Consider the following 16,794-nt stretch of genomic DNA (forward strand, 5'->3'; position numbering starts at 1 on the left):
ATAGTATAACTGAATATTTTTTCAAGTATTTGATTTTTTCTATTTCCAATTTTTATTTGCAAGTTTATCAAGGTTTATTTTTTTATATTTTTCTCTTAATGTGATTGAAGGTATCCACCAAGCTATATCAAAAACTTTTTTCTTAATTGATTCAATCTTTTCTAAATAAATATTATAATCATCATAAGTCTTCATTATATATACACTGTAGGCATAAAAGGCATGTTTATCTCGGTCTATTTCAACATCTAATTTTTTCATTGTTTCATGGCATTTTTTGTAGAATTCACTTTTATTTTCAGCTTTATAATTATTAAATATAAATAAAAATGAATAGAAATTATAAAAATTGGATTCTTTTAATAGATTAAATTTTTTTTCTTTATAAAAGTTAAATATATTGCTGAATACAGATAAAGCATCTGATGCCATTTTTTCATCTTTTTCTATAGAATGAACGGCTGATGATTTTCTTTGAACATAATAATACTCTGCATTATTATTGTAATACATATTCGGATTATATACTAAATATTTGTAAAAGAATTCACTGTCTTCAGCTACAATATAATTTTGAAATTTTAAATTATTATTAGTAATGAAATATTTTTTAAATATTTTATTCACACTTGATACCAATGGATATTCAGGAGTATTTTCTTTTTCTGTTGTGCTTACATCAAAGCTGCTTTTTCCTTCTTTCCAAGTATTTTTAAACTTTTTTTTCCATATATGCATTCTATTATGATAATAAGGTTTTATATATCCGCTGTTGTCATTAACTGTATACATATTGTTTGTAAAAACTATGTCGGCATCATATTTCTTTGCGGTACTATATAAACTCTCCAAATAATTATTATTTATAAAGTCATCAGAGTCGATAAAAGAAATATATTCTCCATTACTTAAATCAACACCTATATTTCTTGAAAGTCCTACACCAATATTTTTTTCATTGTTTATAAGTTTTATTCTGTTATCTTTTTTTATATATTCTTTTATTATATTTTCTGAATTATCAGGAGAGCAGTCATTAATACATATTATTTCTATATCTTTTAAAGTTTGATTTACAATGCTCTCTAAACATTTAGGCAAATATTTTTCTATATTATATATTGGCAAAATTACGGATACTTTAATCATTAATTTATAACCTTATAAAAATTTTTATTCCCAAGATATTCTATATTCTTCTTCGCTCTTATTATATTGAGAGTAATTAGGATCTGTTATATTAAATGTAAGTTTGCAGGCATTATCTGTAAAAACTATATTCAATGAAAAGCTATGCTCCTCATTATTTTCATTAGTAAATATCTGTGTTTTTGTAAATGTATTTTCTTCAGAATATATATCGCTTATATCTATATAGGCATCAGTAAAATAGCTCCATTCAATTTTGTTTTCTGATACGGTTATTTTATGATCTTTATTTTGATTATAATATACTCCTATTCTCTCTCCAACTTTTATATTTGTACTATCTGAGCTTTTTCTAAATAAAACTTTATTTGTTGAATATTCAATTTGACTATATAAAAAATCTATAAAATAAGTATTTGGAGCAACTCCGTTTATGGTTTCTTTTATATCGAAAGAAAAAGTTTTATTTGTACTCTCCGGATTTCCAAGTACATAAGTTCCTAGATTATTTGCCTTATCTGCTTTACTTCCTATGAAATTTATGTTTCCTGTTTCAAATATTATAAAATTTAATTCTATGTCTTTATCAAAATTACCATTAACAAGATATCTTCCTGCTCTTTCTTTAAGTTTAAGGGCTTCCCTTGTTCCTGTAGGCATATTGCTGCATGATAGTAATACTAATGATATTGCAAAAATTAATATAAATTTTTTAGTATATTTCATAAATATGTCCGTTTAATTAAAAATTATATAGTAATTATATAGAAATCATTTTAAAAGTAAAGCAAATAATATAAAGTTATCATAATATTTTTAAGTTATGTATATAAATTTTTTACTATTTATGTTATAATTTATTTATATAAATAGTAAAATTTTTGAATATATATATATTTTTATAATATATTTTTAATGTAAGGATTTTAGACATGATGAAAAACAAAGAAAGACTTTTATGGATATTTCTTTTAATTTTTGTAGTAGCAATTTCTTTTTTCAATTTTAAAAGTCCTTCGCTTGCAATAGCACAGCAGGGAAATGCTCAGTCTGATAATGATTTTTATTATTACAGCAGATTGTTCCAAAAAGTATTTGCCACATTACAGCAGAATTTCGTTGATACTAATAATGTAACAACAAAAAAACTTATGTATGGTGCGATAAAAGGAATGCTTGAAGCAACTGATGACCCATTTACATTTCTTCTTGATGAGGAATTAAATACAGCATTAAATACAGAAATGTCAGGAAAATACGGCGGAGTAGGGCTTTCTATTTCAAAGAATGCTGATAAAGGCTTAATGGTAGTTTCTCCTATAGAAGACGGTCCCGGTGAGAAAGCTGGTATATTATCAGGCGATATCATAACAGAGATAGACGGTAAAAGCACTAAAGATATGTCAGTTGATAATGCGGCAAATATAATGCGCGGTAAAGAGGGTACTAAAGTTACTCTTACAATAGTGAGAGATGGTGTTGCTGAACCTATTAAATATCCTCTTACAAGAGCAATCATAGAAATAAAAAGCGTTAAATATAAAATGGTTGATGATTCTATAGGTTATATAAGAATAACTACTTTCGGTGATGATACAGCAAAAGATTTAGAAAATGCTTTGATAGATCTTAAAAAACAAGGTATGAAAAAACTTATACTTGATTTAAGAAATAATCCGGGCGGAAGACTTGATACTGCAATAAATATAGTAGAAGAGTTCCTAACTGAAGGAAAAATAGTTTATACAAGAGGAAGAAGCAGAAATGAAAATCAGGATTATTATGCTTCTAAGAAAGGCGATGAATGGCTTGAAGGCGATACATTAGTTTTAGTAAATCAGTACAGTGCTTCTGCTTCTGAAATACTTTCCGGTGCTTTGCAAGACAGCGGAAGAGCTAAACTTTTGGGTGAAACTACATTCGGAAAATTTAGTGTTCAGTATGTACTCCCATTAGATGCTAGAGATAATACTTCTTTCAAATTTACTGTAGCACATTATTATACTCCAAATGGAAGAAGACTTCATGGTAAAGGCTTAACTCCTGACTTTGTTGTAGTAGAACCTAAACTTTCAAGTACAGATATAACAGCTTTAACAGAGCTTAGAAAAGGCGGACAGATTTCTGCTTATGCTAAAAAATATCCTAATGAAAGTTCTGATGCTGATGCTTTGCCTGCTTTCAAAGAAGAGCTTAGAAAACAAAATATAATGCCTAGTGATTATTTGCTTGAGCGTTTAATATATAATGAAAGAAATTTAGATAATTATAAAGAGATATATGATCTTCGTTATGATAAACAGTTAAAGGCTGCTATTGAATATTTACAAACAGGTAAAGAGCCGCCTCAGGATAAAGAAGAGCCTAGAGAAAATTGGTCAAATGAAAAAGAAGAAAATTAATAAGTTTTAATTTCTTTAAATATAAAGGCGATAGTATTTTTAATACTATCGCCTTTTTTAATTGCATAAATATATTTGATAAAATCATATACCATATATATCTATATTGACTTTTTTGTTTTAATAGTTTATCTTATAAAAGAGGTTTATATTATTTTTTTGAAAAGTTGTATTATTTTATTAATACCAAATTCAGCAAATATCATCAATATAAAATAATTTAAATCTTAAAATTAATTTATCATTTAGCTAATAACAATTTTTATTAGTAATAATAAGCGAGTAAGTTAAAATGTTAAAAAAATATATTTTGTTAATGATTATAGGATTAGTTTTTATGGTGAATAATTCTTATGGTATCTCTCAAGATGAAAACATTTTTCTGAATGCATGCCGTTATGGGCAAGTTTATAGAATTAAAGAATTAATTGATAAAGTTAATATCAATGTTCAAGATGAAGAAGAAGGATATACTCCTTTAATGAATGCTATAAGAGGAAGAAAAATAGAGGCTGTTAAAATTTTATTAGAGCATAATGCTGATGTTACTAAAATAAAAGATAATAGCGGAAGAAATGCATTTTTCTGGGCGGCTGCTTTAGATGAACTTGAAATGCTGAAACTATTTGAAAAATATAATCCAGATTTTAATACTGTAGATAATAACGGTTCTACTGCTTTATTTTATGCTAGTAAAATAGAAACTATGTATTATCTAATAAAAAACGGTATTGATGTTAATAAAAAAGATATAACTGGAAGAACTGCTTTAATACAATATTCGTTAGCATACCAAAGTCAAAATATTGTAAAGTTTTTAATTGAAAACGGAGCAGATATTAATGCTCAGGATAATGAAGGAATAACAACATTAATGTTTGCTGTTAAGGATTATAATATTGAAATAGTAAATATGTGTTTATCAGCAAATGCCAATCTTCATATAAAAGACAAAGAAGGAAAAACTGCTTTATTCTATACATTATTATATTTTCATGCAATAGATTATGGTAAAAATATGACATATAATATGTTTGGAAAAATTAACACTGAGATAACTGAATTGATAACAGGAAATAGAAAAGAAGAACAAGAAGAAGCAACTAAAAATGTTATTAAATTTGTAAAGCTATTAATAGATAATGGAGCAGATATCAATTCACAGGATAACAAAGGAAACACTTTATTAATGTATGCTATAACCTTTAAATATAAACCTCTTGTAGATGAGATATTAAAATTAAATCCTGATGTGAATATAAAAAATAAAGAAGGTAAAACAGCTAATGATATAGCGAGTATGTACGGTTATAAAATAATAAAATAGTAAATGTTTTATAAATTTGTAATATTTATGTTTTAATTTAAACATAAGGATAATAAAAATTATATAGAACTAATAAAAAACTTGTGAGTGTAGTAAAAAATAAGTTTTTTATATATAATAAAAAATGTAGGTAAGACACCATTATGGGTGGCATAACAACAAGCAAGTGATCCGAGCACAGACATGCTTATTCACTGCTTTAAGGCGGCTGCACCTGCTTCGCAATGTGGACTTCGTCGCGAACATAACAACAGAATAAAAAATTACGAGCCTCTAGCAACTGACAAAGGAAGTTGCTAGAGCTTATTAGCGAGTAATTTTTTATATATTAACAGGAGTTATTATGAAGAAAATTATTTTATTTCTTTTAAGCATTAATTTATTATGGGCATTTCCGCCTAGTGAAGCGTATTTTTCTGAACTTTTAAGCGATAATGGTAAAGTGACAAAAAATACAATGCAAGCTTATGATGTAAACGATTATGGTATAGTTTATTTTGATGGAGAGATTACATTAACAGGAGTTCTTGAAAGATCTGATAATGAAGATATGGGAGATAATTATACTGCTTTGAGATTTTATCCTGATAATAATGTAGATCTTCCTTTTTTATATGCTTCATCTGAAATGAATTTGAAAAATCAAGGTGCTTCTAAATATGGTGATTCTTGGGATTTTAGCGGCGTTGAATTTGACAGATTGGAATTCGGTGTTTTATTAGAAAATATTGAAGTAAAATTACCAGAACCTTTAAATAAAAGATTTTTAGGTGCTGCTGCTGTAAGAGCTGAAGTTACAATTAGAAATTATCGTTTTTATGGAGAAGGTGATGCAGGAAGAGAGGCTTACGGTGATATTGTAGGTTTTAAGGCTTTAGGTGATGTAGAAACAAAGTATTTTAGTAAATATAATTATAATGTAGGGGAGGTTCATTACAACGAACTTCAATATAATTCTAAAGACAATTATGTGAATATAAGAGATAAAGCAAATGGAAAAATAATAGGTAAGATTTTGAAAAACGATATGCTTTATGATGGGGGAGTTTTATTATCTATCAATGGAGAAGGTATTGATTATATGAATTATGAAAATTTTGAAAAAAAATGGCATGAAGTGTTTTATCTTCCTCCAGAGGCTGAAGACGGAAAAGATGCAATTCATGGCTTTGTGCATGGTTCACAGATAAAACTTGAAAACGGAGGCTATTAAAGAGCATAACAATAACAAGTGAGCCGACCAACACTCTTTGTGCCGGACGAAGTCCACCTCGCGAAGCGTGTTGGCAATGCGACATAACAACAAAATAAAAAATTACTAGCTTTAGACTAACAAGTTTTTACATTTAATAAATAGGTTTTTAATATGCACTTTCGCGAAAGCGTGCCTGCGGCAGCAACTTTGGCGAAGCCCACCTGCGGTGTGCGGCGGGAAAAAGTTGTAAAGAATATAAAATTTATTGATTATTATAATTTTAATCAGTAGTAAGAATCGAATAATTGTTATTTATAAACAAGGAGCTATTGTAATGAAAAAAATTATTTTATTTCTTTTAAGCATTAATTTATTATGGGCATTTCCGCCTGATGCAGCATACTTCAATGAACTTTTAAGCGATAATGGTAAAGTAATAAAAAATACACTTAAAGTAAAAAAAATTGATGGCGGCAATTATTCTGCTTATTTTGATGGTGAAATTACATTAACAGGAGTGTTGGAAAGAACTGATAATTCTGATGTTGATATTATTTATAGTGCTTTAAGATTTTATCCTGATAATAATATTGATTTGCCTTTTTTATTTAGTATATATTCAGATAATATGGAGGATTATAAAGAATTTGAAAGATTAGACTTCGGTGTTTTATTAGAAAATATTGAAGTAAAATTACCAGAACCTTTAAATAAAAGATTTTTAGGTGCTGCTGCTGTAAGGGCGGAGGTAACAATAAGAAATTATTCTATTTTTTGTGAAGGTGAAGCAGGAAGAGAGGCTTATGGCGATCTTGTAAATATTAAATTACTTGATGATGTACAAATAGAATATTTTTCTAAAGATAATTCTGAAGGCAGTTATTATCATGCTGGAAATTCTTATTATACTAAACTTGAATATAATTCTAAAGATGATTATGTGAATATAAGAGATAAAGCAAATGGAAAAGTAATAGGAAAGATTTTGAAAAACGATATGATTAATAATGGCGGTCTTTTATTAGCTATTGATAATTATTATTATTATTATTATTATTATGAAATAGATGATAAAGGTTGGTGTGAAGTATATTATATGCCTCCAAATGCTAAAGATGGAAAAGATGCAATTCATGGCTTTGTGCATAATTCACAGATAAAAATTGAAAACGGAGGCTATTAAAAGAGCATAGCAATACCAAGTGAGCCGAAGCCAGCCCCACAGGGCACAGACGTGTGAGTGAGTAAACTCACTAGCTTATTTAAGGCGAAGGCGAACATAGCAATAATAAATAATAATTTTGACAATTTATATTAATTTTATTATAATGTTTGTATGATGGATAATAACTACAGAAGCATAAAATACTTTAATACATTGAATGATTATTTTGTGAGATATCTTTTCTCAGATAAAGGAAGTGAGGCAATATTGCTTGATTTTATTAATTCAACAATGCTTGACTCTGGAATGAAGACTTTTCGTTCTGTTGAAATTTTGACGCCATTTAACTATAAGGAGAACTATGAAGATAAAGAAACAATTGCAGATGTTAAATGTATAACCCAAAATGGTTCAGTTGTTATTATAGAGATTCAGCTTCAAGGCAATTCAAGATTTCCAGAACGCATACTTTATTATTGGGCTTCTAATTACAGCAAACTTTTAAAGCAAGGTGAAAAATACGATGCTCTAACTCCAGTAATAAGTATTAATCTTCTTAATTTTAATTTAGATGACAGTAATAATATACATTCCTGCTATATGATTTATGATACGGTTAATCAAAGATTACTAACAGACCATTTACAAATACATATAATTGAGCTAAAGAAATTTAATAATAATTTATTAAAACCAGATTTAAATTGCTGGCTAAAATTCTTTACAATGAAAGAGAATGAGGAGGTTATAATGTCAGAATTAGTAAAAGAAAAAACTGTGATGGAAGAAGTACAGAGACGATATAATAATTTCATTAAAGATAGGCTAATGATGAATGAATATGATAAGAGACAGGCATATTTATATGGTAATCAGATAATGCTTGAAGAAGAGAGAAGACTAGGAATTGAAGAGGGTATTAAACAAGGTATTGAAGAAGGTGAAAAAAATAAGGCAATATCTATAGCTAGAAATTTAAAAAAAGTTGGTATAGATATAAAAATAATAAGTGAAAATACAGGTTTGAGTATAGAGGAAGTAGAAAACTTGTGAGTGTTTTAATGAACAAGTTTTTTTATATGTATTAAATAATTTTTTAATATGCACTTTAGCGAAGCAGCAGCTTTGATGAAGTAAGTAAAAATTTAAAAATATAATGCTAGATAAATTGCGAGCCTCTGATAACTGACGAAGGAAGTTACCAGAGCCTAGATAGCGAGCAATTTTCTAGCAAATTTAAAAAAGGATACAATCATGAAAACTTTTGAAGGAAAACTCGTTAGTGAAAAACCAATTAAAGTTGGTATAGTATGTGCTAGATTCAATGAATTTATTGTTTCTAAACTTTTGGGCGGTGCTTTGGACGCTTTATCTCGTCATAATATCAAAGACGATGATATTACTGTTGCTTGGGTGCCTGGTGCTTTTGAGATACCTCTAATAGCTTCTAAAATGGCTAAATCCAAAAAATATGATGCTGTTATATGTCTTGGTGCTGTTATAAGAGGCTCTACTACTCATTATGATTATGTTTGTGCCGAAGTATCTAAAGGCATTGCTAATGTTTCACTTAATTCTGATGTGCCTGTAATGTTCGGAGTTTTAACTACTGAAAATATTGAGCAGGCTATTGAAAGAGCTGGTACTAAAGCTGGAAACAAAGGTTTCGATTCTGCTATGGCTGCTATTGAAATGGTAAACCTAATCAGAGAAATAGAAAAATAATATCATATTAATACTATATCATCAAAAAACAAGGGCTTAAATTATTTTTTGTAGCTCTTGTTTTTTTATTATCCTTATTTGTATTATTTGTTATATTTAACAATATTATACATATAGACTTTTTGTTATATTAGTATATAATACTTATTAATAAATATTACTAATAAAGGAGAGACCTATGAAATTAAAAGGATCTAAAACTGAAGTTAATTTGAGAAATGCTTTTATAGGTGAGGCTATGGCTAGATGCAGGTATATGTATTATGCTGAAAAAGCTCGTGAAGAAGGGAGAGAGGATGTAGCAGCTGTATATGAAAAATTTGCCAGAAATGAACAGGAACATGCTAAGATATGGTTTAAAAACTTTCATGGTATACTTAGCACTGAAGAAAATTTAAAAGAGTCTATAATCAATGAAAATTACGAATCTATAGATATGTATCTTTCTTATGCTAAAACAGCTCAAGAAGAGGGATTTGATGATCTAGCTATGGCTTTTATGAATGTTGCTCGAATAGAAGACGGACATAAAAAGCAATTTCAAAGTTTACTTAGAGATACTAAAATAGATATACCAAATTGGCAATGTGATATATGCGGTTATATAGATCCTGAAAATGCAAATCCTCCAATATGCCCTGTATGTAAGCATCGTATAAAAAATCAGTAATTAATTCTTAATATCCTATTGTAAGTTGTACTATTTCTAAGTATAGAATTACTTGCAATAGGATATTAATTCATTATGATTTAATTTTTTCTTTGTATATAAGAGTATATATATACCTTTTACAAGATAATAATTTATTTATGAATTCTCTTAAATCATATTTGATGTTATTATTATATATTTTTATTTTAATAGATAAATTTTCATAAGAATTCATATTATCAAAAAAAGTTTCATGATTTAATTCTCTTCTATTTTCTTTATCAAATAAAGTAAGTAATTCTCTTATATTTTTATTTTTTGCACTTATAAATGTTTCAAAATAAAAATTATCATCTTTTAATATATTTATATCATATACAATCTTAAATATATATTTTTCAATTTCATCAAATTCTTTCAATATTATATTTAAATATTGATGAGATAATCTTTTACTTGGAAATTTACTTGTCACAATATGATTATATATTATAGTTCCAATCAAAGTTATTACTGAAATAGACAAAGAAATTATAGATATTATTACTTCTGCATTCATTTTTTTACTAAGTTGCTGGCTTTTTCCATAAAACTTTTTATATATTTTATTAAAAATTTATCATCTGAACATTCAAACTGAATTTTTTTATTGATTTCATCTAAAGTATAATTTTTATGTATAATCAAACCAGCAAATGCTTCATCCCAAAAAGATGGTCCTATACCATCCAACTTATCAAGGTTAATAGTTATTTTATCATATTTATTTAAAGATGGTATCAAGCAATCCTCTCTAAAAACTTCTCCTGATACATCACTATCAGTTCTATATCTACCAAAAGGAGAAGGACTAAAATCTTTATATAAAACTATATATTTTTTTACTAATTTCATTAATTATTCCTCCTCATATAATGTTTCATCTATATCTATTTCAGATTTTATGCAGCCATTCCAAGAAATAAGTGTACCTTGAAGATTATCCGCTAATAATTTTGATTCGATAGTATCATTATTTTTTGTATACTTATAATAACCTTTTCCGCTAATTATTACAAGTTCACCATCATCCGATTTTTTAGCATATTTTTTAATGGATTTCAATCCTTTTCCTCTATTTTCTAATTTTGTTGATGATTCACTTGTTTCTACTGCAGTAAGAATTTTTTCCGCATCATTTTTATTTAAAATAAAATATTTCTTTAAATCTAGTGTTTTAGGTATTGTTTTTCCTTGGTCATAAATTATAATTTTTATATTATTATCATTTATATTTATATAGCCTAATAACCACCATTTTTTTAATTTATATATAGAATTACCAATAAAATCATTAGGATAAGCATGATGATGCGTATTTAATATAGCTTCTGTTATGCCAACTTTAAGAGTTTTCTTTCCACTTATACTATTTTCGTTAATTAAGCTTTCCATTTCATTTACAATTTGTAATTTACGAGCTTCATTACCGCTAGTTCCGGATTTAAATTTCAAATATATTATATTACTATTATTACTAGGAATTATATATCTTTTTTCTTTTCTTGATAATTTGATATTTAGAAAATCATACATACCTATATCATTAAATATATTTTTTATTTCATTGTTCCATTTGTTAAAATCATAAACTCCAATTTTAGTTTTATGTAAAGTACAAAGTCTATCTAATTCAGATACCAATACCAATGCTGCTTCAGGAGTTATATATGTAAGATATTGCATATTTATAAACAATCTTTTTTTATTATCTGATATTTCTCTTATTTTATTGAAAAAAACTAATGTTTCGTATAAATTTTCATCGAATGATAAAATTTTAGGAATATTTATTTCTAATTTATCTTTTTTTTTATGTATACTTTTTTTATATATGCTTCCAGTAGCAAAACCACTTTTTCTTTTTTTCTTTAATTCATATCTAAATTTTTTAATCGTATGTTTTTTATGTGATAATTTCTTATAAAATTTTTTATGTTTTCTATTTTTTTTAATAAAAAAATGTTTTTTATTCATAAATATATTATAAATTAATAATAGCATTTTTTCAATTATTATTCTCAAAAAACACTATTAACTAAATGTACTTTATCATCATCTCCCTTTATTGTTTATTTAATACCAATTTTATATTCATAAATTTATTATATAAATATTCATTTATATAATAAATAATACATTCATATAAAAAGCAAAAATTATAAGTCATTATAAATAGAATTTTTTTTAATTGATTGTATACAAGATGAACTAATATAAATAAGTTAATAATAGAATTTTAGCTATAAATAATCATTAATTAACTGTTAGTTGAAATAGATTTTCCAATTAAAAAAACTTGGGTGGGACTCTATATTTTCTTTTGAAATAAAAAAGAATAATAATTTAGAAATAACAAAATAAAGCAAAAAATATAAAGGGCGGGTAGTGAAAATAAATCCAAAAACCATACTGCATTAATAATTATGCAGCATGGTTTAAAATTAAAATCATTTATTTAGCTGCATTTCCAACGACATTCAAAGAATCCCAAGTCCTTGCAAAAGGAGGAGCATAACATAAGTCAAGCATTCCTAATTCATCTACAGTAAGCCCAGCATATATACAAGCAGCTATGACATCCGCCCTCAATACAGCACCTCTTTTTCCTAATATCTGACCGCCTATTATCTTTCTGCTGTCAGCTAAATATACAAGTTTTATATGTAAGTCCTGATAATCAGGATAATAATGAGTATGATCTAAATCTTTTACCGTAACAGTTTTATAGTTAATATTCCTTTTTTTAGCTTCTTCCTCTGTTATTCCTGTTCTTGCAGCTTCAAGTTCAAAAGCAAGTATGCATGCACTAGTTAAACTTCCTATAAACTTTTCATGTCCTCCTACTAAATTACTAGCAACCATTCTTCCCAATTTATTTGCCCCTGTAGCGAGAGCAGCATAAGTCTGATCATTCAATACTTTATCATATATACTAGCACAGTCCCCAGCAGCATATATAGAATCAATATTTGTTTTTCCTTCCCTATCAACTAATATAGCACCATTATCCATTAATTTTATACCGGCATCCTTAGCTAAAACAGTATTAGGTGTAACTCCTATAGCAACAACAACATAATCAGCATCATATTTTCCCTTGTCTGTAACAACTGCTTTTACATTATTGTTACTGTCAGCTTCTAAACCCTGAACTTTTTCATTTAGATGCAAGTCAACATTTTCTTTTATATGTTCTATCACCATATCAGAAAATTCTTTGTCAAATTTATTTCCAAATACTCTGTCTGAACGCTGTATGATAATAACATTCTTTCCTATATGCTTCAAAGCATGAGCAGCCTCAATAGCTATAAATCCTGCACCTAATATAACAACATTTTTTATACTAGAGTCTTTCATTTTTTCTCTCATGTTAATAGAATCACTAAACTCTTTTAAAGTAGATACATTGCCTATATTGATATTTTCTATATTAGGTATTATTGATTTTGCCCCTGTAGCTATAAGCAGCGAATCATAATTATCTTCAAATTCTTTATTATTTATTATATCTTTAACCAATACTTTTTTATTTTTAGCATCTATTTTCAAAACTTCATGCTTCACTTTTAAGTCTATCCCTGACTTTATAGTAGCCTCAGCAGTTCTTGCTATCATAGTATTAGGGCTTTCATAAAAACCGCCTACATAATAAGGCATACCGCATGCCCCCCAAGATACAACATCCGTTTTTTCATAAACTGTAATAACAGCCTCTTTATCTAATCTTCTAGCCTTGGCAGCCGCACTCATTCCAGCAGCAACGCCTCCTATTATTATAACTTTTTTCATTTTTAACTCCTTTTTATATACCTATATGTAGTATATTTAAAAATAATAGGTTTGTCAATTTTTATTGCTTATTTAAGTAATATAATAAAATTTTGTCAAATTACAATGACATTTTAATTTTTACAGAATATATATTAAAATTAAAAGTTGAAAAAAAATTAACTTAAAGATATACTATTATATATAATTATTTGTTGAGGAAATCAAATCAATTATGGACAATTCATCAGATTACAGCCTTCAAAATAAAATAGATAATATGATATCTCATTATAAAGAAATATGTAATAGAGAACCAAATAATCATAAAGCTAGAATAGATTTCGGAGTATTTTATACTCAATTAGGCAATCATAAAGAAGCTATTGAACTTTTTAAAGAGGCATTAGTCATAAATGATAGTGATTATTCTATATGGCGTCTTATAGGAATATCATATACTAAAATAAATAATTATTATAATGCTATAGCTCATCTTGAAAAAGCTTGTGAAATAGAAAATAATGATTATATAAGTCTTAATTGGCTTGGAAAATGCTATGTAGAAGTAGGAAGACATGAAGATGCCGTAAATGTTTTAAATAGATCTTTTATGATAGCACCAAAAGAATATCTTAATTGGCGTACTTTTGGAATAGCACTATATAATCTAAAAAGAACGGATGAGGCTATAGAATCTTTTGAAAGAGCTATAGAACTTAATAAATATGATTATACTAGCCTATATATGCTTGCCATTTCATATAAAGATAAATATGAATATAAAAAGTCTATAGATATATTAAAAAAAGTAATAGAGATAGAAAAAAATAACTATTATGCATATTTTAATATGGGGCTATGTTTCTTTATGCTTAATGATTTTGATAATGCTGTATATTCTTTTAATAGTGCTTTGAATATAGATAATAAAGATTATTTGCTATGCTATTATATTGGAATTTCTTTATATGAAACTAAAGATTACATAAATGCTATATCATATTTAAATAAAGCTATAGAAATGAATAACAGCCATTCATCTTCTTATTATTACTTGGCTCTTTCATATTATTCAGCCGGACTTTACGATAATGCTATAAATGCCTTGGAAGAATGTATTAAATTAGATAATAGCAATAAAGAAGTTTATATATTACTTGCTAACACTTATAATGCTATGGGTGATAGAGATAAATCTATAATAGCATTCAATAAAGCCAAAGAAATAATTTCCTAATTATATGAATCAGTATCTTCTTTATCTAAGTTTTCTTGACTGATTATAATACCGTATCCTGTTATTTCCATTAAATATTTATCATCTAATTTGATAATAAAATTTTTATCTTTACGCTCTATCTCAGTTATTTTAGAATGAGGATATTCATTATCTATAACATTAACCATAGATTTATGTATGCAGCTTCTTGGTATTCCAATATTTTTAGTTTCATCATTGATTATAGATATTTTTTTCCAAAGTCCTGTATTATAAAAAATAACTTTATATCCAAAATCTATATCAACTTCATATCCTCCACCATTTTGATATAATGAAACTGATTCTATATTATTTCCCGGAAAATTAATATTTAAAAAATTTTTTGCTCTCAAAGGCAGAGAATTTTCTGTTATAGTTTGAGAATATATATTTAAATTAAATATAAATACAAGCAAAATTAATTTTAGATATTTCATAACCTTTATTTTCGTATTTTATAATTATAATGTTAGAATTTTTTATATTATAATTGTAATTGTTTCAAAATAATTCTAACAAATACATTTTAAAAATTAAAATACCAGCTATATAAAATAACCGGTATTTTTATAATATTTTTAAAGAACACTATTTTCTTGTTCTGATATGCTATTCTTAATAATATCATTATATTCTTGAATTAAGGAATTATAATCTTCATCATTAAATATAATAGAATCATCATAATTATTATTAAGAAAATTTAAGTTATTAATCACAATGGTTCCTCCTTTTCTCTAAGGCTTAATCATATTTAGAAGCAATAATATTATAATAAAAAATATAGATTAATTTACCATTAAGTATTATAAAAACTATATACTATTAAACAACTTAAATCTGATATTATAATAATAACAAAAATTTATTTTAAAAAATAAAAAATATATATTTTTTCACAAAAAACATGTTATTAAAAAAATAAAATGAAGAAATAAAAAAGACCTACACATTTATATGTATAGGTCTTTGTATTTCTAATCAAAAACAAAATCAATTCATAGCATTAATTTTTCTCATCATATAAGATTTTTTAGCAACTGCTCTATTAACATGAATAACAGATTTTCTAGCAGCTTTATCTAAAGCACTCGCATATTTTTTAAATTCTTCTGAAGCAAGATTTTTATCATTACTATCTACCGCTTTAATTACTTTCTTTTTTTGAGTATTTAAGAAACTTTTAATTTTTCTGTTATAGAGATTTCTAACTTCATTCTGTCTTAATCTTTTAGATGCAGAAGCTATATTAGGCATTGTAATTCACTCCATATTAAAATAAAATGCGGAGTTGACGGGGCTCGAACCCGCGGCCTCCTGCGTGACAGGCAGGCGCTCTAACCAAACTGAGCTACAACTCCAAATTAGTTAAGGAATGCTTCGTATTATATACTAATTATATTTTTTGTCAACTACTATAATGAAAAAAATTAAAAAATATATATTAAAATTATCACTATTATTATTTTTTTTGTATATTTAATATATAAATATTAGAAGCATATAATAAAAAATATAGAATTGATAAATATTAACAGCTTAATGAAATTTATTAAATTTTAATACACGCACGCTGAATGTTTTATATACATATATAGATTATCAATCATAATAAAAAATATATATAAAATTAAATAAAACGTGCGGTGTATTAAATTTAAAATTAAAAAGAATTGGGTGGGAAGCTAAAAATTTTTAATTAGACAGAAAAAAATAGAAAATATAAATTGCAGAATACATCAATAAGAATGAAGGGTGGGATTTAAAATAGCTCAAAAAAGAAAAGTAAGTAAAATACTAATTTTTCCAATTTTAATTAACCAACAAAATAATATTTAATTAATATATGGGTCTTGTTTAAAAAATAATCTTATTTATGATTGAGTGAAAGACTGCATATTTATATACTAAAGTAATAATTTATAAACATATAAAGCATTTTTATAATTAATAAATTATAAAATTTTTGTATATAATCTTTTCAAGTATTTTTAAAACAAGTCTATTTATTGAAAAGAATTTTTATTAAAAAATATCATTAATACTTTATTTACATTTCTATAATATTAATTACTTAATTCTTCTTTTGTTATTATACTATA

17 protein-coding genes and 1 tRNA gene are annotated in these 16,794 nt (G+C 26.0%); 8 read left to right on the forward strand and 10 right to left on the reverse strand.

The features are described from left to right. Window positions 1–39 precede the first annotated feature (39 nt). Entirely contained in the window at window positions 40–1,149 is a 1,110-nt protein-coding gene (locus tag BFL38_RS01225) for a glycosyltransferase family 2 protein (RefSeq protein ID WP_069725350.1), read from the reverse strand. 24 nt (window positions 1,150–1,173) lie between these two features. Continuing rightward, complete coding sequence (locus BFL38_RS01230) at window positions 1,174–1,875, reverse strand: outer membrane protein assembly factor BamD (protein ID WP_069725351.1); 702 nt, start codon at window positions 1,873–1,875, stop codon at window positions 1,174–1,176. Between the two features lie 206 nt (window positions 1,876–2,081). On the opposite strand from BFL38_RS01230, the gene BFL38_RS01235 reads away from it, so the two are divergent. From BFL38_RS01235 to BFL38_RS01265, 7 genes are all read left to right on the forward strand, one after another. Further along, a complete protein-coding gene (locus BFL38_RS01235) occupies window positions 2,082–3,551 on the forward strand; it encodes a S41 family peptidase (protein ID WP_069725352.1) in 1,470 nt (489 codons plus the stop codon). Window positions 3,552–3,843: 292 nt separating this feature from the next. Beyond that, window positions 3,844–4,878 carry an ankyrin repeat domain-containing protein gene (locus BFL38_RS01240; protein WP_069725353.1) on the forward strand — a complete coding sequence of 345 codons (1,035 nt, stop codon included), beginning with the start codon at window positions 3,844–3,846 and terminating at the stop codon, window positions 4,876–4,878. 343 nt (window positions 4,879–5,221) lie between these two features. Next, complete coding sequence (locus tag BFL38_RS01245; protein ID WP_069725354.1) at window positions 5,222–6,091, forward strand: hypothetical protein; 870 nt, start codon at window positions 5,222–5,224, stop codon at window positions 6,089–6,091. A gap of 316 nt (window positions 6,092–6,407) precedes the next feature. After that, on the forward strand, window positions 6,408–7,256 hold the full coding sequence (locus BFL38_RS01250) for a hypothetical protein (RefSeq protein WP_069725355.1): 849 nt from the start codon (window positions 6,408–6,410) through the stop codon (window positions 7,254–7,256). A 156-nt stretch (window positions 7,257–7,412) separates the two neighbouring features. Continuing rightward, a complete protein-coding gene (locus BFL38_RS01255; protein WP_069725356.1) occupies window positions 7,413–8,291 on the forward strand; it encodes an Rpn family recombination-promoting nuclease/putative transposase in 879 nt (292 codons plus the stop codon). Window positions 8,292–8,492: 201 nt separating this feature from the next. Continuing rightward, entirely contained in the window at window positions 8,493–8,963 is a 471-nt protein-coding gene (ribH, locus tag BFL38_RS01260; protein ID WP_069725357.1) for a 6,7-dimethyl-8-ribityllumazine synthase, read from the forward strand. Window positions 8,964–9,141: 178 nt separating this feature from the next. Next, the gene (locus BFL38_RS01265; RefSeq protein ID WP_069725358.1) at window positions 9,142–9,633 is read left to right on the forward strand and encodes a rubrerythrin family protein; all 492 of its coding nucleotides are present in this window, start codon (window positions 9,142–9,144) and stop codon (window positions 9,631–9,633) included. A 73-nt stretch (window positions 9,634–9,706) separates the two neighbouring features. On the opposite strand, the gene BFL38_RS01270 is transcribed toward BFL38_RS01265, so the two are convergent. The 4 genes from BFL38_RS01270 to BFL38_RS01285 form a co-directional block, all read right to left on the reverse strand. Beyond that, window positions 9,707–10,174, reverse strand: coding sequence for a hypothetical protein (locus BFL38_RS01270; protein WP_069725359.1), 468 nt, complete (start codon window positions 10,172–10,174; stop codon window positions 9,707–9,709). Then, the gene (locus BFL38_RS01275) at window positions 10,171–10,509 is read right to left on the reverse strand and encodes an STAS-like domain-containing protein (RefSeq protein WP_069725360.1); all 339 of its coding nucleotides are present in this window, start codon (window positions 10,507–10,509) and stop codon (window positions 10,171–10,173) included. Before BFL38_RS01275 ends, BFL38_RS01270 begins: the two co-directional genes overlap by 4 nt. Window positions 10,510–10,512: 3 nt before the next feature. Further along, a complete protein-coding gene (locus tag BFL38_RS01280) occupies window positions 10,513–11,631 on the reverse strand; it encodes a hypothetical protein (RefSeq protein ID WP_142950316.1) in 1,119 nt (372 codons plus the stop codon). A gap of 477 nt (window positions 11,632–12,108) precedes the next feature. Next, window positions 12,109–13,449, reverse strand: a complete 1,341-nt coding sequence (locus tag BFL38_RS01285; RefSeq protein WP_069725362.1) for a CoA-disulfide reductase — start codon at window positions 13,447–13,449, stop codon at window positions 12,109–12,111. Between the two features lie 214 nt (window positions 13,450–13,663). On the opposite strand from BFL38_RS01285, the gene BFL38_RS01290 reads away from it, so the two are divergent. Then, complete coding sequence (locus BFL38_RS01290; protein WP_069725363.1) at window positions 13,664–14,668, forward strand: tetratricopeptide repeat protein; 1,005 nt, start codon at window positions 13,664–13,666, stop codon at window positions 14,666–14,668. On the opposite strand, the gene BFL38_RS01295 is transcribed toward BFL38_RS01290, so the two are convergent. The 4 genes from BFL38_RS01295 to BFL38_RS01305 all read right to left on the reverse strand — a co-directional run bounded on the left by BFL38_RS01295 (window position 14,665) and on the right by BFL38_RS01305 (window position 16,053). Further along, window positions 14,665–15,129: a PepSY-like domain-containing protein gene (locus BFL38_RS01295; protein ID WP_069725364.1), complete on the reverse strand. Its 465-nt coding sequence runs from the start codon at window positions 15,127–15,129 to the stop codon at window positions 14,665–14,667. The two genes, BFL38_RS01290 and BFL38_RS01295, sit on opposite strands and share 4 nt — an antisense overlap. 141 nt (window positions 15,130–15,270) lie before the next feature. Next, window positions 15,271–15,411 (reverse strand): hypothetical protein, encoded by a 141-nt coding sequence (locus tag BFL38_RS15055; RefSeq protein ID WP_176720531.1) that lies wholly within the window; start codon window positions 15,409–15,411, stop codon window positions 15,271–15,273. A 274-nt stretch (window positions 15,412–15,685) separates the two neighbouring features. After that, window positions 15,686–15,949: a 30S ribosomal protein S20 gene (gene rpsT / locus BFL38_RS01300; protein WP_069725365.1), complete on the reverse strand. Its 264-nt coding sequence runs from the start codon at window positions 15,947–15,949 to the stop codon at window positions 15,686–15,688. 29 nt (window positions 15,950–15,978) lie between these two features. Continuing rightward, window positions 15,979–16,053, reverse strand: a tRNA-Asp gene (locus BFL38_RS01305). Between the last annotated feature and the right edge of the window lie 741 nt (window positions 16,054–16,794).

The sequence above is a fragment of the Brachyspira hampsonii genome (genome assembly GCF_001746205.1).
GTDB classification, from domain to species: Bacteria; Spirochaetota; Brachyspiria; order Brachyspirales; family Brachyspiraceae; genus Brachyspira; species Brachyspira hampsonii_B.